This is a genomic window from Novosphingobium guangzhouense, assembly GCF_002896965.1.
GTDB lineage: Bacteria > Pseudomonadota > Alphaproteobacteria > Sphingomonadales > Sphingomonadaceae > Novosphingobium > Novosphingobium guangzhouense.
In genome coordinates this window covers 1-20,221 of sequence record NZ_LYMM01000044.1, presented here as the reverse complement: position 1 = coordinate 20,221, position 20,221 = coordinate 1, and the positions used below count along the sequence as shown (strand labels likewise).

The 20,221-nt window shown below is 63.3% G+C and carries 20 protein-coding genes and 2 pseudogenes; 11 read left to right on the top strand and 11 right to left on the bottom strand.

The window, feature by feature from the left end:
- The first annotated feature begins 97 nt into the window (after positions 1 to 97).
- From A8V01_RS16645 to A8V01_RS16630, 4 genes are all read left to right on the top strand, one after another.
- Positions 98 to 1,570 (top strand): aldehyde dehydrogenase family protein, encoded by a 1,473-nt coding sequence (locus A8V01_RS16645; protein WP_103097106.1) that lies wholly within the window; start codon positions 98 to 100, stop codon positions 1,568 to 1,570.
- 189 nt (positions 1,571 to 1,759) lie between these two features.
- A complete protein-coding gene (locus tag A8V01_RS16640; protein WP_245892640.1) occupies positions 1,760 to 2,491 on the top strand; it encodes a response regulator transcription factor in 732 nt (243 codons plus the stop codon).
- Positions 2,488 to 3,804: a sensor histidine kinase gene (locus A8V01_RS16635; protein ID WP_211295040.1), complete on the top strand. Its 1,317-nt coding sequence runs from the start codon at positions 2,488 to 2,490 to the stop codon at positions 3,802 to 3,804. The genes A8V01_RS16640 and A8V01_RS16635 overlap by 4 nt, the downstream gene beginning before the upstream one ends.
- 135 nt (positions 3,805 to 3,939) lie before the next feature.
- Complete coding sequence (locus tag A8V01_RS16630; RefSeq protein ID WP_103097035.1) at positions 3,940 to 4,281, top strand: hypothetical protein; 342 nt, start codon at positions 3,940 to 3,942, stop codon at positions 4,279 to 4,281.
- A 117-nt stretch (positions 4,282 to 4,398) separates the two neighbouring features.
- Here the strand turns inward: A8V01_RS16630 and A8V01_RS29795 are convergent.
- Positions 4,399 to 4,578: pseudogene (locus tag A8V01_RS29795) on the bottom strand (CPBP family glutamic-type intramembrane protease); the annotation flags it as partial.
- 18 nt (positions 4,579 to 4,596) lie between these two features.
- Positions 4,597 to 5,250, bottom strand: a complete 654-nt coding sequence (locus A8V01_RS28980; protein ID WP_211295038.1) for a hypothetical protein — start codon at positions 5,248 to 5,250, stop codon at positions 4,597 to 4,599.
- Positions 5,251 to 5,386: 136 nt separating this feature from the next.
- Between A8V01_RS28980 and A8V01_RS16620 the strand changes: the two genes are divergently transcribed.
- From A8V01_RS16620 to A8V01_RS16595, 6 genes are all read left to right on the top strand, one after another.
- Positions 5,387 to 6,343 carry a LysR family transcriptional regulator gene (locus tag A8V01_RS16620; protein WP_211295037.1) on the top strand — a complete coding sequence of 319 codons (957 nt, stop codon included), beginning with the start codon at positions 5,387 to 5,389 and terminating at the stop codon, positions 6,341 to 6,343.
- Positions 6,344 to 6,421: 78 nt separating this feature from the next.
- Positions 6,422 to 7,567 carry a Gfo/Idh/MocA family protein gene (locus A8V01_RS16615; RefSeq protein WP_211295036.1) on the top strand — a complete coding sequence of 382 codons (1,146 nt, stop codon included), beginning with the start codon at positions 6,422 to 6,424 and terminating at the stop codon, positions 7,565 to 7,567.
- A 16-nt stretch (positions 7,568 to 7,583) separates the two neighbouring features.
- Positions 7,584 to 8,600, top strand: a complete 1,017-nt coding sequence (locus A8V01_RS16610; protein ID WP_103097029.1) for an aldo/keto reductase — start codon at positions 7,584 to 7,586, stop codon at positions 8,598 to 8,600.
- A 136-nt stretch (positions 8,601 to 8,736) separates the two neighbouring features.
- Positions 8,737 to 9,459: an alpha/beta fold hydrolase gene (locus A8V01_RS16605; RefSeq protein WP_103097027.1), complete on the top strand. Its 723-nt coding sequence runs from the start codon at positions 8,737 to 8,739 to the stop codon at positions 9,457 to 9,459.
- A gap of 161 nt (positions 9,460 to 9,620) precedes the next feature.
- Positions 9,621 to 10,757 carry a Gfo/Idh/MocA family protein gene (locus tag A8V01_RS16600; RefSeq protein WP_103097025.1) on the top strand — a complete coding sequence of 379 codons (1,137 nt, stop codon included), beginning with the start codon at positions 9,621 to 9,623 and terminating at the stop codon, positions 10,755 to 10,757.
- 82 nt (positions 10,758 to 10,839) lie between these two features.
- Positions 10,840 to 11,499: a DsbA family oxidoreductase gene (locus A8V01_RS16595; protein ID WP_103097023.1), complete on the top strand. Its 660-nt coding sequence runs from the start codon at positions 10,840 to 10,842 to the stop codon at positions 11,497 to 11,499.
- Between the two features lie 563 nt (positions 11,500 to 12,062).
- On the opposite strand, the gene A8V01_RS16590 is transcribed toward A8V01_RS16595, so the two are convergent.
- A complete protein-coding gene (locus A8V01_RS16590) occupies positions 12,063 to 12,659 on the bottom strand; it encodes an NADPH-dependent F420 reductase (RefSeq protein WP_103097021.1) in 597 nt (198 codons plus the stop codon).
- Between the two features lie 116 nt (positions 12,660 to 12,775).
- Here A8V01_RS16590 and A8V01_RS16585 point away from each other — a divergent pair, with 116 nt between their 5' ends.
- Positions 12,776 to 13,705, top strand: a complete 930-nt coding sequence (locus A8V01_RS16585; protein ID WP_103097019.1) for a LysR family transcriptional regulator — start codon at positions 12,776 to 12,778, stop codon at positions 13,703 to 13,705.
- Between the two features lie 283 nt (positions 13,706 to 13,988).
- On the opposite strand, the gene A8V01_RS16580 is transcribed toward A8V01_RS16585, so the two are convergent.
- From A8V01_RS16580 to trbL, 8 genes and pseudogenes are all read right to left on the bottom strand, one after another.
- On the bottom strand, positions 13,989 to 14,726 hold the full coding sequence (locus tag A8V01_RS16580) for an SDR family NAD(P)-dependent oxidoreductase (protein WP_103097017.1): 738 nt from the start codon (positions 14,724 to 14,726) through the stop codon (positions 13,989 to 13,991).
- Positions 14,727 to 15,048: 322 nt separating this feature from the next.
- Positions 15,049 to 15,273: a helix-turn-helix transcriptional regulator gene (locus A8V01_RS16575; protein ID WP_103097015.1), complete on the bottom strand. Its 225-nt coding sequence runs from the start codon at positions 15,271 to 15,273 to the stop codon at positions 15,049 to 15,051.
- Positions 15,266 to 15,625, bottom strand: a complete 360-nt coding sequence (locus tag A8V01_RS16570) for a DUF736 domain-containing protein (RefSeq protein WP_103097013.1) — start codon at positions 15,623 to 15,625, stop codon at positions 15,266 to 15,268. The genes A8V01_RS16575 and A8V01_RS16570 overlap by 8 nt, the downstream gene beginning before the upstream one ends.
- Positions 15,622 to 15,843 carry a DUF2274 domain-containing protein gene (locus tag A8V01_RS16565; RefSeq protein WP_103097011.1) on the bottom strand — a complete coding sequence of 74 codons (222 nt, stop codon included), beginning with the start codon at positions 15,841 to 15,843 and terminating at the stop codon, positions 15,622 to 15,624. Before A8V01_RS16565 ends, A8V01_RS16570 begins: the two co-directional genes overlap by 4 nt.
- Positions 15,844 to 15,855: 12 nt before the next feature.
- Positions 15,856 to 17,178, bottom strand: coding sequence for a TraB/TrbI/VirB10 family type IV secretion system protein (locus A8V01_RS16560; protein WP_103097009.1), 1,323 nt, complete (start codon positions 17,176 to 17,178; stop codon positions 15,856 to 15,858).
- A 71-nt stretch (positions 17,179 to 17,249) separates the two neighbouring features.
- Entirely contained in the window at positions 17,250 to 18,221 is a 972-nt protein-coding gene (trbG, locus tag A8V01_RS16555; protein ID WP_103097007.1) for a P-type conjugative transfer protein TrbG, read from the bottom strand.
- Complete coding sequence (trbF, locus tag A8V01_RS16550) at positions 18,221 to 19,051, bottom strand: conjugal transfer protein TrbF (RefSeq protein ID WP_103097005.1); 831 nt, start codon at positions 19,049 to 19,051, stop codon at positions 18,221 to 18,223. Before trbF ends, trbG begins: the two co-directional genes overlap by 1 nt.
- Before the next feature lie 7 nt (positions 19,052 to 19,058).
- Positions 19,059 to 20,102: pseudogene (gene trbL, locus A8V01_RS16545) on the bottom strand (P-type conjugative transfer protein TrbL); the annotation flags it as partial.
- Between the last annotated feature and the right edge of the window lie 119 nt (positions 20,103 to 20,221).

Here is a 20,221-nt window from a genome sequence, read left to right as displayed (position 1 = left end):
GCAGCCGAGACTTCCGCAGGCCGCCGCCTTCCAGACATGGGACATGACGCGCGTGCCACGGATCGGCACGCCCGCCCCTTTCGCAAAGGACGACGAGATGACGAACTCTCCGGCCCGAAACTGGATCAACGGCGCTTTCGTCGCGCCGACGGTGCTCTCCCCGTCGATCAACCCGGCGACCTACGAGACGATCGGCAGCTATGCCGACGACGGGGCTACAGCCGCGCGTGATGCGATCAACGCCGCTACGACGGCGTTCCGCCGAACGCCATGGCCGCACGACGCCGAGTTGCGCGCTCGAGTGCTCGATCAGATGGCAGCCGCGATAGAACGCCATCGCGAGCGGCTGATCGCCGTCCTCTCGCTGGAGAACGGCAAGATCGCGAGCGAGGCAGCGCTCGAGGCCGGCGGTTCGCCAAGCAAGCTGCGCTACTGGGCGGCAATGGCTCGTACCGAGGCTGGGCGCGCCATACAGCCACTACCGGGAAGCATTTCGATTGTGCTCCGCCAACCGATTGGGGCGGCGGGAGTCATCGTACCTTGGAACTCCCCGGTGATCCTCGCAGTCCGCTCGTTCGCACCGGCGCTGGCCGCCGGCTGCACGGTGGTCGTCAAGATGCCGGGTCAAGCGGCGCAGGTCGCCTCTGTGCTGTCCGCGATACTTGCCGAAGCGCCCGACCTGCCCGCAGGCGTCGTCAACATCTTCGCCGAGAGCGGCTCGGAAGGCGCTGCGCACCTCGTTGAGAGCGAGGGTGTGCCAGCGATCAGCTTCACCGGCAGCACGAGGACCGGTGCGGCGATCGGCGCGGTCGGCGCGCGTCGAATAAAGCGCTTCGGCCTTGAACTCGGCGGCAAGGCACCGATGATCGTGTTCGACGACGCCGATGTCGCATCAATGATCCCAGTCCTCGAAAAGGCGCTGACGGTTTTCGCCGGTCAGTTCTGCATGACCGGATCGCGCCTCCTGGTGCAGGACAATCTCTACGAGGTCGTGCGCGACCGCCTCGCCGATCGGTTGCGCAACGTCAGGATCGGTCCGGCAGCCGATCCTGCGAGCGACATGGGACCGCTGATCGACAAGGCCAATGTTGCTCGGGTCGACAAGGTCGTGACAGACGCGATCGCGGCTGGCGCCAGGGTGATCGTGCGCGGCGGGCCCGTGACCGACGGCCCACTCGCCGCAGGCGCGTTCTTCCGACCCGCGATGCTGGAGGTCGACGACAACCAGCTCGCGATCGTGCAGGAGGAAACTTTCGGACCGGTCATCACCATCCAGCGCTTCAGCGACGAAGCACAGGCAGTCGCACTCGCCAACGACAGCGAGTTCGGGTTGTCAGCCAGTGTCTGGACCCGCGACCTCGACCGTTCACTGCGCGTCGCGCAGGCGCTGGAGGTAGGCAGCGTCTTCGTGAACGACTGGGCCAAGGTCTATGACAGCACGGAAGAAGGCGGGTTCAAGCTGTCAGGCCTTGGCAGGCTGAACGGCGTCGCGGCGATCGAGGATTTCGTCGAGTACAAGCATATTGCGCTGCGCCCGGGGCAAACAGCCATGACCGGAGCTGTCCAATGACATACCGGGCAGCGGCGACGGTGAAGGTCCGGGATTACGCCAGGACCTTCCTCCTCGATCAAATCGACGACCAGGGCGGGCCAGCTTCCGCAGATGGTCTACCCACTCGGACGCGGTTGGAGGCCCGTTTGTGGGGTGCGATGCCCGCCGAAGAAGTGCCTCGGATTGCAGATCCGCAGGACTCGCCTTTTGGGCGGACTCTCTCAGGGTGACGCACGCGACGGCGTGCAAAAGGACGAAGTCATCATGAGAATACTCCTGATTGAAGACGAGCTGGAACTTGCCGGGTCTCTTCGCACCGCGCTCGAGCGGGAGCGGTTCGTCGTGGATCATCTCGACCGGCTGGCAGATGCGGTGGAAGGAGCCCGGATGAACGCTTTCGACCTGGTGCTTCTGGATCGTACCTTGCCAGATGGTGACGGACTTTCGATCGTGCCGCAATTGCGAGCCGCCCGGCCGGGCCTTTCGATCATCGTGCTAAGTGCGCGGGGCGAAATCGCCGACCGGATCGCCGGACTCGACGAAGGCGCTGACGACTACCTCATCAAGCCGTTCTCGATCGACGAGATGCTGGCGCGTATCCGTGCGGTGCGCCGACGCCCCGTCGAGTTGGCCGACGAGCAGATCCACGCCGGCTCCCTGATATATGACGTCTCCAACGACGAAATATCGGTCGGTGACCTGCGGCTCGTCCTGCCGCGCCGCGAACTGCGCGTGCTGGAGACGCTGATCCGGCGGCGGGGGCGGACGGTGCTACGGGAGATCCTCGAACAGGCGGTCTACGGCTTCGGCGACGAGGTACAGTCTAACACGCTAGACTCGCATATATCTCGCGTGCGCCGGAAGTTGGCCGAGGCGGAAGCGGGCGTCGAAATCCATTCGATTCGGGGCATCGGCTACTTGCTGCGCGAGGTTCCGTGAGCCGGTATCGCTCGCTCAAATGGCCGCTGATCATCTTTCCGCTGTTCTTCAATCTATTGATGCTGCTCGTATCGTTCGCCGTGCTGATATCTGTAGCGGTGCGCGTCGACAGCGGCGGCCCGTATGCGGACGAGCAAATCACGCGCATTATCGCAGCCGCCATCGTCCGCCATGACGATGGCAGCCTGGCGATCAGACAAACGCCGCAACTGATGGCACTGCGCGGCGAGACAGCCGATCTGTGGTTCGTCGTCGAGGACGACGCTGGCCGTGGCGTATCCCTCGGGCGGGTGCCCGAACTCTATCGCGCATTCGCGGGCCGGCTTGCAGACCTGTCCTACGCGCAACTGCGCGACCGGCGTGCGCCCTATGACCTTGCGGCCGTCGTCCGGCGCGAGACCGGCCCGGCAGGACCGCTCACCATCCTGGCACACGGCAAACTGACGGAATTGGGCCTCATCGTCCTCACGGGGTCTAACCTCATGGTAGCGCCAACCTTCCTGCTGCTGGTACTGACCTCGCTGATCGTGACGCCGTGGATCGTCCGCCGGTCGCTGGCCGGCCTTTCGCGCATCGCCCAGGAAGCCGACCAAATCGACGCCCACCGGCGCGGGCGGCGGCTGAACGAGACGCACGTTCCTAAGGAGATCGTACCGCTGGTCACCGCCGTAAACGATGCACTGCGCCGCCTGGACGAAGGCTATGAGCAGCAACGCCGGTTCATCGCGTCTGCGGCGCACGAATTGAGGACGCCGATCGCCATCCTGGCCGCCAAGGTCGAAGTCGGTTCCAGCGCCGTGGTGCGCAACCTGGCCGGCGATGTGCAGCGGTTGGCGACGCTGACCGAGCAGTTGCTCGACATCCAGCGGCTCGACACTGACCGGCATGATGAGAAATTGGATCTCGGCGCACTGGTACGACGGGTCGTCGCCGAACTCGTGCCGCTGCTGATCGCCGCCGGGCGAACGATCGAGGTGGAGGCGCAGCAAGGCGCGTGTTGCCGCGGCGATGCCCCCGCGCTCGAGCGAGTGGTGACGAACCTGATCCAGAACGCGGTCGAACATGGCGGATACCACATCGTCGTGCGGGTCGCGGGTGCGGCATTCGAAGTGGAGGATGACGGTCCCGGCATCCCACCGGAAGAACGCGAGCGGGTATTCGAGCCGTTTCACCGCCTGCGCCCACGCTCCACGGGGAGCGGACTGGGGCTCAACCTGGTCCAGCAGGTCGTGGAGCGGCACGGAGGCCGCGCCACCATCCTGGCCGGGGATCCCCGCGGCATGATCGCGCGCGTCGAATTGCGCAGTTGTTGAGTGCTCGGATGGGTTCGCCATCGATATGGAGGCCATGCTCACGCAATCTTCGGCGGTGATCTCGCGCCGCATGGGCTCAGGCGATGCGCCGGCCCGACAGGTAATCCCGCTTGGTCGGGGGAAGGAAGACACGATATGATCCGCTACGGTTTCACCCGCATCCGCCCGGCGCTGCTGTCGGTTTGTGCTGCTGCCGTCGTCACGATTGGCATAGCCGGTTCCGAGGCAAACGCTCAGAGCCGCCGGCAGCAACGTGACGATGCACGCACCTGCGCTGGCTTCGGCAACAGTTACGGCACGCGCGCCTACAGCGAGTGCATGCGCGACCAGCAACGCCGGCGCGACTTCAAGGAACGCGACACGCTAGAGAAAATGGCGCTTACCTCGCAGATCGCGAGGGACGGCCAGATCATGGCAGAGCGCGCTCGCCGGCAACGCTGCGACCGGAACCCGGATCGCCGGGAGTGTCGGCGCTAAGCCTCAACACGGAAGTACGTCATTGGTCGCCGCCCCAAGCTTTGCGTTGGGCCGAACTGCGGGCGGCGATCGCCCATCACCGCCTGACCTGGCGGGCAGTGATGCGCGGAGCGGACGTCACATCGGCGTTACGTGGAGAGCAGATGCTACGCTGTTCGCGGCGTTGTAGACGCCGTGAAGGACGACGCAGGGCCAGATGGACCCGGTGCGATGGAATATGACCGCGCTGAAGATGCCGACCATGGTTGCGATTGGCAGGATGACGCTAATGCCGTGTGCGATGCCAAACACCAACGAACTGGCGCCGACCGATGCTCAAGGACCGTAACGGTGCCATGCGTTGGTGACAACGCCGCGGAAGAGCACCTCCTCGCCGAACGGCGTGAGGACCGCTCCGCCGGCAAGCGATGCAAGGAAGGGGATCACTCCGCCACGGGCCGCAGCATGGAGGATCGACTGCGGATCGTCTTGCCCGAACCACATTCCGTTGATGGTCTGGATGAGGTAGGTGATACCATAGCAAGCGACGCCCAGCATCGCAGCGATCAACAGCCATCGCGGGGGCACCGGGCGAAAGCCAAACAGACGCAGCGAGCGTATCCGGATGCCGATTGCTGCCGCAAAGGCTGCGGTGCCGGCGATGCCGCCCGCGGTGGATCGCACGACACCCTGGAGAACTGGTTGATCGGCTGGGAGCAAACTGAAACCAAGCGCAAAGACAAGCATGAACACGGCGAACGACGAAAGTCCGATCAGCACCTCGGGCCATGCCGGGCGCGACGCGCTGATCAACACCATCATTTTTCTCCAGTTGTTCCGGAAGCGCCTGCGGCTGTTCTGGCAGCGACTCTCTTCCTGCCAAACGTTGCGTGAGCCTGATCCCGAGCGACACGCTCGCATCAGCTCGCTTCCCAGATCCGCCGGCTCGATACGCAGGGCACGAAAGCGGTGCAGTCGATCGGTCCGCATGCGCGGGCACCTGATGGAGATGCAGAGATGGACGCATGTTGAATCTTACGTTCAGCCGCCGCTATTTCACTCTAAGTCTTGGAGCGATGCGGCGGTCGCTTCCCGACGTTGATTTCTACGGCGATAGGATCGCGTGATGGACTTGCATGGCATCGATCTGAACTTGCTCGTGGCATTCGACGCGTTGATCGCCGAACGAAACGTCACCCGCGCCGGCCTGCGAATTGGCCGCACCCAGCCGGCGATGAGCGCGGCGTTGGGCCGCCTGCGCGATTTGCTCCAGGACGAACTGTTCGTCCGGGGACCCAAAGGTCTGCAACCTACGCCGCGTGCCCTTGAGCTGGCGGAACCAATTTCGCGCGCGTTACGCGATATCCAGCACACGCTGGTCTTCACGCAGGCGTTCGAGCCGAGCGCTGCGTCGATGACCTTCTCGCTCGGCTTGTCGGGCCACGCCGAAAGCGTCGTGTTGCCGCCGCTCCTGCAAATCCTCGCGGCCCGCGCGCCGCTTATCGACCTCCGCATCCGCGACTACGCTACGCGAGACGAGGCAACCCGGATGCTCGATGCCGGCGAAGTCGACGTGGCGGTCGGCCTGCCGCCCGTCGATGGGGGGCGTATCTTGTCCGCTCGCCTGTTTCAGGAACGGTTCGTCTGCATCCTGCGGAGGGACCATCCCGCAGCGAACCGGGCACCGGATCTCGAACGCTTCCTGTCGCTCCCGCACATCCTCGTCTCGCCGGAGAACGAAGGGCTAGATGTGGCCGACGCGGCGCTCGCCAGCAAGGGTTTGAAGCGTCGGGTGGCGCTGACCATACAGCATATGGCGAGCGCGCCCGCACTCGTCGCCGCTTCCGACCTGGTCGCCACGGTTCTTGCAAGTGTCGTGCAACGATCGGGCTGCGCGGAGCAGCTGAATGTCAGCGACTTCCCGCTGCGCCTGAACCCCGTACCCTTCGTCCTCAACTGGCACCGCCGGAACGATCAACACCCCGCCCAGCGTTGGTTCCGCACCTGCCTGTCCGGCGCCTTCCCACACGTTTGGCAGAGGTCAGAGCAGGTCTGTGCGGATCTCCGGCAGCAATATTACTAGACCGGAGCGTTATCATCCATTCGATGGATGATGATGCATACCGCTTATCGATTTAGATTGATCATTCCCGTCGCCTAAATGTCCAGCAACGGCGCGACATCGTGCGCCAACAGCTGGAGCATCATCATGACGAACGGTAAGTTTCGTGTCGGCATTATCGGCGCGGACACGCAGGCAAGCTGGGCGGGCGCGTCCCACATTCCCGCCCTTGCAGCGCAATCCTCGCTGGTCCTCGGCGGCGTTGCCACACGTCGCGAGGAGAGCGCCAAGGCGGCCGCCGAGGCTTTCGGCGCCGAACGCTGGTATGCCGACCCTTTCAAGCTCATCGAGGACAAGGGGATCGACGTCGTCACGGTCGCTGTGAAGGTGCCAGCGCACCATGATCTGGTGATCGCCGCGCTGGCCGCGGGCAAAGCGGTCTACGCGGAGTCTCCCCTGGGAGCGACGATTGCTGAAACCGAAGCGATCGCGGCAGCGGGCAGATCACTTCACACCGCGATCGGGTTGCAAGGCCGGCACAATCCCGCCGTCCGCCGCGCGGCCGAACTGGTCGCTTCGGGCAAGCTTGGCCGGCTGTTATCGGCGCGCGTCGATGCGACAACGTTCGGCTATGGGCCGCAAGTGACGAGCAACTACGACTATTTCAACAAGGCCGCGTCCGGCGCCAGCTTCATGACGATCACCGTCGGCCACGTCCTCGACGTGATCGAAACCGTGCTCGGCAACATCACGCAGGTGGACGCGCGCACCGCGCTGCACTGGCCGCAGATCGAGGTGGTCGACACCGGCGAAATCTCCACTCGCGACATCCCGGACCATCTGGACCTTATCGCCGCGACGGCGACCGGCACCCCGGTATCAGTTCAGGTACTGGCCGGCGTGCCTGCAGACGAAGCGCGGTTCCGCTTCGACATCCGCGGCACGGAAGGACGCCTGACGCTGACCGGCGATCACCTCGCCGGCGTGCAGGTCGGCGATCTCCGCCTAGCGGCCTCCGTCGATTTCGCCGCTCCCGACGCGCCCATCGCGACCGGCGTCGGACCTACAGCGGCCGACTTCTGGGCCGGCGCGGCGATCAATGTCGGCGAGGTCTATGCCTCGCTCGCGCGCGATCTGGTGGCAGGCACCTACAACACGCCCGGCTTCGACCACGCGCTCCATAACAGCCGCCTCGTCGCTGCCGTCGAGCGTGCGGCGCAGTCCGGCGAGCGGCAGTCGATCTGATCCAGGGAGACATGTCATGCGCTTGCGCAAACTTGGCAGCAGTGGGTTGTTCGTGTCCGAACTTTGCTTTGGCGCGATGACCTTCGGCGGCACGGACGGCCTGTGGGGACAGGTCGGCAAACTGGGACAGGAGGATGCGGATGCGCTGGTCGGCGCTGCGCTCGACGCGGGCGTAAACCTATTCGACACGGCGAATGTCTACGCGCACGGCCGGAGCGAAGAGATTCTCGGCCGCTCGCTGAAAAACATCGGTGTCGCCCGGGATGACGTGATCGTGGCCACGAAGGTGGCCTCGTCGATGGGCGAAGGGCCGAACCGGGGCGGCGCATCGCGCCGACACATCCTGAGCGAATGCCATGCCAGCCTGCGCCGGTTAGCGCTCGACCACATAGACCTCTACCAGGTTCACGCCTTCGATCCCGCGACTCCGATCGAGGAGACGCTGGAGGCGCTCGACACGCTCGTGCGTGCCGGCGACGTTCGATACATTGGGCTTTCGAACTGGGCCGCCTGGCAGATCATGAAGGCGATCGGCATCACGGGGGCGCGTAACCTGGCGCCGATCACCTCGCTTCAGGCCTATTATACACTCGTCGGCCGCGACGCCGAGCGAGAGATCGTGCCGCTGCTGACCGCCGAACAGGTCGGCATGATGGTCTGGAGCCCGCTTGCCGGTGGCTATCTCAGCGGCAAATATGCCGATGGTGGCAATCTTGAAGGGGCGCGACAGACCGAGCTCGACTTTCCACCAATCGATCGCGTCCGTGGAGCACCGCTGGTCGGCGTGTTGAAGCAGGTCGCGGTCAAGCATGGGCGCCGGGCCGCGCAGATCGCTATAGCATGGCTGCTGAAACAGCCCGTGGTGTCCACCGTCATCATAGGCGCAAAGCGCGTCGAGCAGTTGCACGAGAATCTACAGGCAGCGGAGGTCGAACTCGATCCGGACGACATGCGCCGCCTAGGCGCGGCCAGCCGTCTTCCAATAGAGTATCCCGGCTGGCTGCTGAACCGCACGGCAGAGCAAGATATGTAATCTATATTGCGAGCGTTAGCACGGAGCGCACGACGGCGAGGGTTCCGCGAAGGGCAACGCCGGGTTTCGCCAACCCCGGCTTCCGCAACGCCTCCACCTCCTTATTCTCCTAATAACAATCATCAGGAGATCCGAAATGCCTGCAGTCCTCGTCCACGGCGTACCCGACACTCACCGGCTCTGGGATACCGTCCGCTCTCATCTTGAGCGCAACGACATTATTACGGTCGATCTCCCCGGCTTTGGCAATCCGTTGCCGTCAGACTTCAAGTCAACGAAGGAAGAGTATCTCGAATGGCTGATCAACCGGATCGCTGAGATCGGCGAACCCGTAGATCTGGTCGGCCATGACTGGGGATGCCTGCTGACAGGCCGTCTCACGTCGATCCGACCGGATCTGGTGCGGACCTGGACCGGCATCAGCGGGCCGATCGATCCGGAATATCCCTGGCACTATCTCGCCAAGATCTGGCAGACGCCAGGTGGGGGCGAGCAATGGATGAAGGATCTCGACCTCGAGGAATTTGCGGCGAAACTCGTCGAGGCGCAGATGCCGAAAGATGCGGCGGATGAGGCGGTTCGGCATATGGATGCCACGATGCGGGCAAGCATCCTCGCCCTTTATCGTTCCGCCATAGAGGTCGGCGCTGAGTGGAAGCCGGGGTTGAACAACATCAGCGCGCCAGCGCTGGTGATCTGGGGCCTTGACGATCCGTTTCTACCGCACCGCTTCGCCGACGAGCTCGGCAATGCCGCACACGCACGCGCCGTCGTGAAGCTGCGCGCCTCGCATTGGCCGATGATCGAGCGTCCGGCCGATGTCGCACGCGAACTCGAGGCCCATTGGACTCAAGTTTAACTCCCTGCGCTTGCGTCACGTGGGCTCAACCCACGCATCCGCAGCGCGACCGGCAAGCCTTGGTCATTCGCTATCCGCCCAAGCAATCGTCCGGGAATGAAGCCATCGTGAAGCGGCACGGCGAGCATTGCCCGGGCTGCACCAAACAGGAGCACGCCTACATGACCAATTCAGCAAACACCCGGATCGGCGTTGGAATCGTCGGCGCCAGTGCCGATCGAGGCTGGGGCGGAATTGCGCACGTCCCGGCGCTGCGGGCGCTCGATGCGTTCCAGATCCGCGCCATCAGCACGACGCGTATAGAGAGCGCGAAAGCGACCGCTAGCCAGATGGGCGCCGATCTCGCCTTTGACACACATCAGGCGCTGGTCCTGCGGCCGGAGGTCGACCTGGTGGTGATTGCGGTCAAGGTGCCGGATCACAAGCAGATCGTTTCCGACGCGCTCGCCGCGGGCAAGATGGTCTACTGCGAATGGCCGCTCGCGCGAAACCTGTCGGAAGCCGAAGCGCTGGAGGGGCTTGCTCGCGAACGGCAGGTGCGCACGGTCATCGGCTTGCAAGGCGGCCTGCACCCGCCGATCCGCTACCTTCACGACCTGGTCCGGCAGTGCGTGATCGGCAAGCCGCTCAGCACAAGCATCCGAGCGCATCTGAACGACGATATTTGGCTCGGCCGATATGATCCGCCGTTCGAGTATATGGCTCGCGCAGAGAATGGCGCCACGCTTCAAAGCATCATGCTCGGCCACGCGCTCCAACCGCTTGCGCACGTCCTCGGCACATTCGAGAGCTTGTCCGCCATCGTCGCCAATCAGCGCGGCGACGGCACCCGCCTCTCGGATGGCACGTCCCTCCCGAAGGACGCGCCGGACGAGATCATCGTCGCCGGCGTTCTCAAAGGCGGGATCGTCACGTCGTTGCACTACAGCGCCGGGCAGTCCGCCGGCTTGGTGTGGGAAATCCAGGGCACCGACGGCAGTCTGCGGGTCGAGACGGCGTCGGGCTACATTCACTTCGGCGACATGACCATCACGTTGCGCCGCGGCAACGAGCCTGTCCAGCAGCTACAGGTCCCACCCGCATATGCGGCCCCCGACCTGCAACTCGAAGCGCCCGCGGCGGGTGTCGCCCGCCTCTACGCCCAGCTCGCCGCCGACCTCCGTGACGGAACCGCAGATGCGCCGGACTTCGCGGTCGCACTCGATCGTCACCGAGTGCTCGAGGCGATCACACTGGGCGCTGAAACGGGTCATCGCCAGCATCTGGCCCAACCCGACCTAGTTAACTTCAATCGATGAAAACCAAAGAAGGGTCGTGTCGTCGGGCTTTGCGGGCCGACGGCGAAATCGACTTATCACGCGGCCAGCAGGAGACTTCGCCGTGACCACCAAGCTCAAGATCGACTTCGTTTCGGATATCGCCTGCCCCTGGTGCGCGATCGGGCTAGGAGGCCTGGAGCAGGCGCTCGCGGCCTTGGAGGGCCAGATCGACGCCGATATCACATTCCATCCCTATGAGCTGAGCCCGGACATGCCGGCGGGCGGGCAGAACGCCTTGGAGCATATCAGCAGGAAGTTCGGCATGCCGCACGACCAGATCCGTTCCAGCCGCGAGATGATCCGGGAACGTGCCGCCGGCGTCGGCGTCACCATGAACACTTCCGACGAAAGCCGGATTTATAACACGTTCGACGCGCATCGGCTGCTCGCCTGGGCGAACGATGAGGGCCGGCAACTGGACATGAAGCGCCGCCTCCTAGCGCTGTATCACACCGATCAGGTCGATCCCGGTAATCATAATGCTCTCGTGGCGGCCGCCGAAGAGGTAGGTCTCGACGGATCAGCGGCGCGTGCGATCCTTGAATCCGATCGATACGTCGAAGATGTCCGTGCCGAGGAGGAGCTTTGGCGTAGTCGCGGCATCAAAAGCGTTCCGGCGGTGATCGTCAACGACCGACACTTGATCTCCGGCGCGCAAACCCGCGAGGAGTTCGAGCGGCAGCTGCGTGGTCTCGCCGCCGAAGCCGGAAATGTCGGCTGAAGCCCACTCTCGCAACGAAGGCAACGTCGAGCCTTTCCGGCGCAGCAGCCTGCCGCGACTTGCTTGGTGCACCCTTCGTCAGCGTGGTGGGGATATGTGGAAAGCTTTCCCTGAAATGCCGTAAAGCCCCGCGAAGCGGCCCCCGTTTGCGACGGCGAAACCCCAATTCGGATGCCGCCGCAATAACCACGATTTACCGCTGAAGCATGGCGGGTCGCAAAGTCGAACTGCTCGGTGCCAACCAAAGCGCCCTACAGGAAGGCTGCTCCCGCCGAGGTGAGGCGGACACCCCGCCCGGGTCCACTTTAAGAGAAGGAAACCGCAGCGATGTTCTAGCGCCTCCACTCGCCTGCTGACCGAAGATTGTTGAAATGGAACGCCACAACCAGTCGCTCGTCTTTCACTATTTTTTTCATTCCACCGACAGTCCGAGAAACTTTCAATAATGCAATCGGATGCTGGTCTTTCCGGATCGTAGTACCGCGTAATACAGTCTTCGAATGAGAAGCGCTTCGTGAGCTGCTGCTGCGCATTCCTCATTGAGGTATTAGTCAGGAGACGAGTCAACCGAACTTGACGAGGTTCAGCGCCGGGAGGGGACCACCGGGGAATTGCACGAGTTTACCGCCGATTGAAATCGAGCCGAGATCGATGCCGAAAAAGCCTATCTGGTCGATGATGGCGGCCACCTCAGCCTTGGCCCGCCGATCGTCACCCGAATAAAAGAGAACGCGCTTGCCGCCCTCCGATTGCGGATCGCCCGACAACTGAGCGGGGGTGAGATGGTTGAACGCTTTCACGACCCGCGCACCCGGAACGAGGTCCGCAAACACATCCGACGAGATGCGGCCCCCCAAATCGACCGGCCGATATAGCGGCGCCTCAATGGGGTTGTTGGCATCGATCACGACCTTACCGCTGAAATCCAGACCCTCGAGCGCGCCGGGAATTTTCGACCACTGCACGGCCACAAGCACGATGTCTTGCGCTGCCGCTTCCTCGACCGTTCCAGCTCGAGTTGACCTTCCGAACGTCGAGACGAGCTCCGCGATGCTGTCAGGTCCGCGGCTATTCGCGATTACAGCCTCAATGCGTGCCTTGCCTAACGCCCTCGCGAACGCACCGCCGATGTTGCCCGCGCCGATGATACCAATCGTCATTCGCCATTCCTTCGACAACGTATTTCCGTTGACCCGAAGAATGGATCAGCGATAGGCACAGCAATAGTCGCAGATGGATTGTTTGAGTTTCAATTTTTGCTTGAAGGTTGATTCACATGGAGACACTTGCCAACCTGGAAGCGTTCGTCCGTAGCGCGGAGGCAAATAGCTTCTCAGGTGCTGCTCGCCGACTCTCCCTCACGCCGGCGGCAGTCAGCCGGAACGTCGGCATGCTCGAACGAAATCTAGGCGTGCGGCTATTCCATCGCTCGACACGCAAATTGGCCTTGACGGAAGCGGGCGAAGCCTTCCTGCAAAGCATCGGCGACAGCCTTGCCAATCTTCAGAGCGCAATCGACGGCGCCTCGCAGGTCAGGGGCGCGCCAGTCGGCGTCCTGAAAGTGAGCATGAGCCTCTCCTTCGCCATGGGCTACGTGCTTCCCGCGTTGCCGGAATTTCTTAGCAGGTATCCAGGCATCCGGCCTGATTGGCATTTCGACAGCCGCCAAGTCGACTTGGTTGCGGAAGGCTTCGACGTCGCGATTGGCGGAGGCTTTGATTTAAGTCCTGGAATTGTTGCCAAGGCACTAGCGCCCGTTCACGTCGTCGCCGTCTGCGCGCCAAGCTATTTCGGCAGAAGAGCTCTACCGACCAACCCGGCCGATCTCGCTGAATACGATGGAATTCTCATGCGCTTCTCGACATCGGGTCGCATCCGGCAATGGATGATGCGGAATGCTCAGGGTGATGAGGAGCGCGCGCTGTTGAAGGAGACAATCGTCATGAGCGATTCCGCCCCGATGATCCAAGCAGCCCTTGCGGGACTTGGTATCGCAATGGTGGCTATGCCGGACGCGCTTGCGCATCTGGAGAGCGGTGCGCTGAAACGTATCCTACCGAAATGGTATGCAGATGCGGGATCAATATCGCTCTACTACTCAGGTCGCGCGTTACAACCGCTCAAGACTAGAGCGTTCATCGACTTTTTCACGGAGCATTTTCGTCGAGAGCGCATCAGCGCACGGTTCGCCGGAAGCCTCAAATAAGCGAGCGCACTCCATTGCCCTGATGATTGCTTAGAAGAAGATGGGCACCTCCACTGTCCCATTCCAAACAAGCACCGAATGGTCCGATGCTGCTGGAGCGGAAGTGCCCAACAAGGATGTATGCGCGGGCGCTATTAGCCCATAGCTCTTAGGGCGCCGGTGATCATACTTGGCATCAGCGTTCGGGCGAACACAGGAGAGTTTGACCCAGGTGGCCGCGAGCTCCCGAAATCTTATCCGTTTCGCGATAGAACGATCCTCTCCCCCTGTAATGGGCTGCTTTTTAGGTAAGCGTACCTCCATCAACGGTCAGGATGGTGCCCGTGATCTGGCGCGCGGCATTCGACGCGAGAAATGCGACCGCTGCTGCCACGTCCTCCGGCTCGCCATACCGCCCCAGTGGGATCAACGCCCGCTGGAAGTCACCGAACTCGCCCTCGGCCGGGTTCATTTCCGTATTCGTTGAACCAGGCTGCACCAGATTGACGGTGATATCACGAGGACCCAGTTCACGCGCCAAACCTCGGGTAAATGATTGAAGGGCGGATTTCGTCATCGAGTAAACCGTCGATGGCCCGACAATGCGCTCGGCGCCGGCGGACCCGATCGTGATAATGCGCCCCCCGGAAGTGAGGTGGGGCATAGCCGCCTGAGATGCCAAGATCGGGGACCGCGCATTAACGGCAAAGAGCGCGTCGATCTCCTCGACTGTGAAGTCCGCCACGTCCTTGTAGGTGGCGATCGCGGCGTTGTTAACGAGGATGTCAAGACCGCCAAGGGCGCTCACTGCCTCGTCCACCGAGCGCTTGATTGCAATCGGATCTGCGCTATCGGCCTGGATTGCAACGGCGGCACGGCCCTTCCTCTTTATCAATTCCACCACTTCTGCCGCACGGCCGGCGGAATGCGCGTAGGTGATGGCAACGTCTGCGCCTTTTTCCGCCAGCGCAACTGCGATGGCCGCACCAATCCCGCGTGACCCTCCGGTCACCAGTGCGCGTTTTCCAGTCAGCTCAGTCATCAAATATTCCTTCCTCAGTGTTTGCGCGACGGGCGCGCTGCATGGCGATGTTCGCCGTTCATCACGCCATCGATGTTGGCGCCGCACGCTGAAGATGGAGGGGATGCCGCTTCAAAATAAGCGGGAAATCAGTTGATTGATCTTCAACGGATCGTTTGCAATTGGTAGAAGCGATGGTTCTCGCATCTCCTGCAACGCCTCTTTAAAATGAGAGTGAGCGTCAGCTACGCCGCTAGTCGGCGTCGAACCCGACAGTCGCTTCCCGACCAGGATTGCTTATTCCGGGGAGCTTGCCGCCGCCGAGAGAAATGCACCATATTCTTTACCAAAATGGCCGGCGCTTCCCTTCGAAACCGTCCTTTACTTCGTCGATCCACGCAACGACAGACCGCTCGCTCCAGCGGGAAGCGCCCGGGGACAATTTGTAAGGCGCAGGGAATTTTCCCTCCGAGATAAGTCGGTAGATCATGGATTTACCAAGGCCAACTCGGCGGATCACCTCGTCCAGCTTGATTAACCGCTCGGGCACTACAGGGTTGTCACTCATCTCCCCTCTCCTGCGCGTCCATCTGCGATCGCCTTGTCTGTGGAGGCGGAAGCACCAGCCGCGCGGACATGTCTTCCGGATCGGTGAAGAGCATTGCGCTGATAGGGCACAGCGGATCGTCAATGCGAACACGAAGGTATTGACGGAATGGCTCGGACCTCGACTGCCGCTCCCAGGCATCTCCGACGTGTTGCCATCCCATCATGACCCTGAATGCAGGCGCATTCTCGCTCACCCGATCGTCATTGGGCACGAGGCGGATCTGACGCTGGATGGTCAGCGTATTGATTTCGCCCTCCCAGCCGCCCTGCCTCGTCAGCTTGAATCGACCGATCACGATGCCGCGCCTCACGTTCCCGGCTCCCCGTCCTTACGAGCCCGAGCGAAGACGCGATCGCTTGCCAGAAATGCCTCGAGCATAGCGGGAAGAAGGTCCGCCTGTTCTGCGGTATCGCCGTAGATCCGGTTGTAGATCGCGGTGTAGTCGGCAAGGGACCGCGCGAGGTCGGGAGTGACGGTCAGGGTCATCTTGACGGGAGTACGATCAGGCAATTTCGCAAGCTTGAGCATGAATGCCTCCTTTCAGCGTGCACCGCCCCAGGGGCGCAGGACGATGTCCTTGTGGACGATCACCCGCAGGGGCCAGCCAGGGCGAATGGTAATGGTCGGTTGAACGTTGAGGTTTTTTGAGACGATCTGCTGGCCAGCCTGACCGGCAGACTGTTGGGTCGATTGGCGGATCGCCCGCAGCAGATCGCCCTCGTTACTGCCAAGCGAGAGCTCGGTTCCGACGCCGAGCAAGGTCGAGAGGGCCACACCCTTGAGCAGTTGCCAGGTATGGATATCCACACCGTCGGCAAGGCCGGAATAGCCCGCCGTATCGCTCGCGGGCACGTTGTCGAGTTGGATCGAACTGCCGTCAGGCAAGATGATACGCTGCCATGCGAGCAGCGCACGTTTCTGCCCGAATGCCACCACGCTGTCATAACTTCCGATCAGTCTTGAGCCTTGCGGGATCAAGAGAATATGGCCCGTCACCGTGTCGAAGACGTTCTCGGTGACCTGTGCGACCACTGTTCCGGGCAGATCCGAGTTGATCCCGGTCATGAGGCTTGCGGAAACTACGCTTCCCGCCATGACCTGGAAAGGCGATGTGGGTCCTTCCAGCCGGTGCGCACTGGTGGTGCTGGCAACGGCGAATGGCTGCTTTTCCAGAAAGTCGATCTTGCGTTGCTGGTTGTTCTGATCGTGCTCGGGATCAAGCGCGAGCTTGGCGGTTTCGTTGACGGTGCTTGCTACAACCGCTGGATCGAGGGACATTGCTTGGGAGGCCGCGCCTCCTTGCCCTGCGGTCTGCATCAGCACACCAGCTTCCCGCGCCTGATGCGCCTGCGATGCCAGGCGCTGGCGTTCGGCTTCCGCCGCCTGCTCTGCGGCGGAGGGCGGCGGCGGGGTCGCGGAAGACGCATCGTTACTGCCTGCCAGGTCGCGCTGACGAGCAAGGATCGGACGACCGAGGTCACCTGGAAGCGGGGGGCCCAGTACCGGCGTGCCCTTTGCTACCGCGCTGTAGTCCCCCGGCAGGTCGGCCACTGCCTCGGCGGTGGTACGGCGGTCATTCACCAGTTGTGCCCCGCTCGCATCCGCGAGACGGGTGACTCTCTCACCCAGAGCCATCCAGGTCACGCCGGCGATGGCAAGCGCTCCTGCCGCTGTCCCACCTATGACGACACCTCGCCGGAACCGGACGATGCGCCGGGGGCTGGCACGAAGAATCAACCCTTCGGGAGCGATTTTCAGCGGCGCGGCCTGAGGTGGCGACGCAGGCTCGGCGGCGCCTGGCGCGAGTCCTGACGGTCTCGGCGCGGACTGCGCGTCGTCCTCCGTCGAGGCAGCATCGTTCATTGCAGTGGTCGCTGAACTTTCCCCTCGTCGAATTCCTTCAGCCGCTCCGGCGGGCAGGTCTTCCGGGCGGCTCACTTGCGCCGCCCTTCCGCGACGTCGGTCCGGCTGATCCGCACCACCTGCTGCGGTTTCCCACCGAGGCGAAGCTCTGCGGCTCCAAACAGCCTGTCCACGATGTAGTGTGTGCCTCGCACGCGATAATTGACCAGCTGGCTCTCGCCGTGTGGGCCAACGACGAACAGTGGGGGCGCTTCGCCTTGGTCGAGGCGGGAGGGGAATTCGATGTAAACCTTGCGGCCATCGTCCCAGGCCCTGAGCGGACGCCAGGGCGGCGTGTCGCCAGAAATCGCATAGCGGAAGCGCATATCTTCCAGCGCAATGCCTGCCGCGACGGGCTCCGCCTGCTCCGAAAGGCGGTTCTGACGCTGAAGCGCCAGCAGGCGATCCTGCGGATAGGTCCAGGAGATCGCCGCCATTGCGGTACGGTCGGTGCTTTCAAGCGCGAGGTGGTAAGCGCGCCGGTCGGTCGCGATGACCATGTTCGTAACGAGGCCCGGCGCGAACGGCTTCACCAGGACATGGACGCGGGCTTCGTCGCCGGACCCGCTGGTGGTGTCGCCGATGACCCAGCGCACGGTATCGCCCGCCGAGACCGCGAGGAGCTTTTCGCCGGGCTGAAGCGTCACGTCGCTGACACGCTCGGGCGCGGCGTAGAGTCGGTAGAGCGCCCCTTCGGTCCAGGGATATACCTGCATCGCATTGATGTATCCCGAGCGCAAAGGTTCACGGATGGCATCACGGTTCGCCGCATCCACCTTCGCGGTCGGCAAGCCTGTCTCGCCCGTCACCGATGGAGGCGGCAGCATCTGTCCCGGCAAGGGCAACGGTTGCGAGACCGTCACGATTTCGACGGGTCGGGGTATTTCGGCTTCCCGCGAGGCTGGCTGGAACGAGCCGCTGTCCAGCGCGATCGCGGGCGGCGGGGTCGCACCCGCGCAGGCGCCCGCGACCAACGAGATGGGCAGCATGGTCAGTCGGATCATCAGCGTTCTCCCTTGTGATCGGCGGCTCGGGGCGGAGCCGGTGGTGTGGCGCTCGGGACGTCAGGAATGACTGCACCGGCCTCGATGCGCGGGATGTCCCCGCCGAGGGCATCCTGGTCGCGGCGGGCTCGGACCTGCGATGGCTGACCATCGAGCTCCCGAGCCCAGTCGATCGCATTGACGAACAGCCCAAGAGGGTTCTTGCGCAGCGCATCGGCTGTTTTTGGGGGCTGCATCACGACCGTCAGCATCGCGGTCCAACGCTCGGATTTCGCCAGACTCCCGCGCTCGAAGATGCTCTCGGCCCATTTCACTTGGAAGCTGGTGTCCGACGCACGGACGACGCTCGTCACCTGAACCGAAACGCTGCGCTGGCCGATCCCCGCGAACGGGTCGTTGGAGCGGGCATAGTCGTTCAGGAATATCGACGCCCGGTCGGTGGCGAAGTCGTAGGCATCGAGCCAGGCTCGCTTGACCAGCACGGGATCGGTCGAGACCGAGCGCACATTGACGATGAACCTGCCCAGATGCCAGGCGATCTGCCCATCGGTCGGCTTATAGTTCTGGACGGCGGGGGCCACACTGCGCGCCTCGCCGAGACGATCGACCTCGACCACATAGGGCGCAACCCTGCTCTGCATCGACTGCCAGACATTCGCGGTGATGAGGATGCCCGTCAGCCCAAGGCTGGCGAAGGCAGCCCGGCGCCAGTTATGGGCCTGGACGCGGGCCGAGCCGATGCGCTCGTCCCACACCTGGCCTGCACGCTGCCACGGGGTTTCGGGCTCGGGCGTCTGCCCGTAGCGCTGGATGGTTCGCTTGAATAGCATGCGAATTTCACTCCTTCTCGCTGAGATCGGGGTTGGCCGCGGAACCCGGGCGATCGCCGTCCTTGACGGTCTGCACCGCCATGTGCCGGTGATGCCGGGAGGTCTGCTGGGATCGCAGGTTGCGAGCCCACGCAGGTGTAGGCTGCGGCGGGGCTCCTCCGCCGGACGGTGCCGCCGGGGTCGGAGACGTCGTGCCCGCATCCCAAGCGGCCTTCTGTCCTGCCGCCGCGCCCGCGCGAACAGGAGCGGCCACACGCGATGCCGTTGCCTTTGCTGCCTGCGACGCCGCCCCGCCAGCGGCTGTGGCGATACCGCCCAGCCCTGCACCCACGCTCGCGCTGCCCGAGGTCTCCTGGCCGAGCCTGTAGGCGCTTGAAGCGGCCGATCCCATCGCCGTACCCGCCCGTACCGCGCCCATGCCGCCACGCGCCGCCATCATCGCACCGCGTGTGCCGAGCAGCGCCGCGCCGCCCGTCATGATGGCTGCACCTGCGGCAGCACCGACCGCCGCTCCCGCGCCCAGTTGCGGAGCACCGGATACGAGGCCCGAAGCGATCCCGGGTCCGAATATCCCGAGACCGAACAGCGTCAGGGCTCCCATCAGCAGCGTCAGGGCTTCCGCGATTTCCGGATCGTCACCGACGAGGCCCGTCATCTGATCGAAGTAGGTGGTGCCGATCCCGACGATCACGGCAAGAACCATGACCTTGATGCCAGACGATATGACATTCCCGAGGACACGCTCGGCAAGGAAGCTGGTCTTGTTCCATAACGCGAAAGGTACGAGCACGAAGCCCGCAAGTGCGGTCAGCTTGAACTCGATGATCGTGACGAAAAGCTGGATGGCGAGAACGAAGAACGCGAGGACCACCAGCAGCCAGCAGATCAGCAGGACGACGATGGCGAGGAAGTTGCCGAAGAACTCCGGAAACCCCAGCATGTCGGTGACCCTGACGATCAGCGGGTAGGCCGCCTCGAAGCCGGTTCCGGCAATCCTTCCGGGATGGAGGAGATCATCCGCCGATACCCCTCCCCCGCCCGCAGTGGTCCCCAGGTGTTGATTGCCACTGAGAAGTGACCCGGGGTTTCCATTGAGAAGTGACCCGGGTGGGTGTGGTTTATGTGCTGCCGTTGAACGGCGGGTTCAAGATGCTGGCTTCTCCTTTCTGG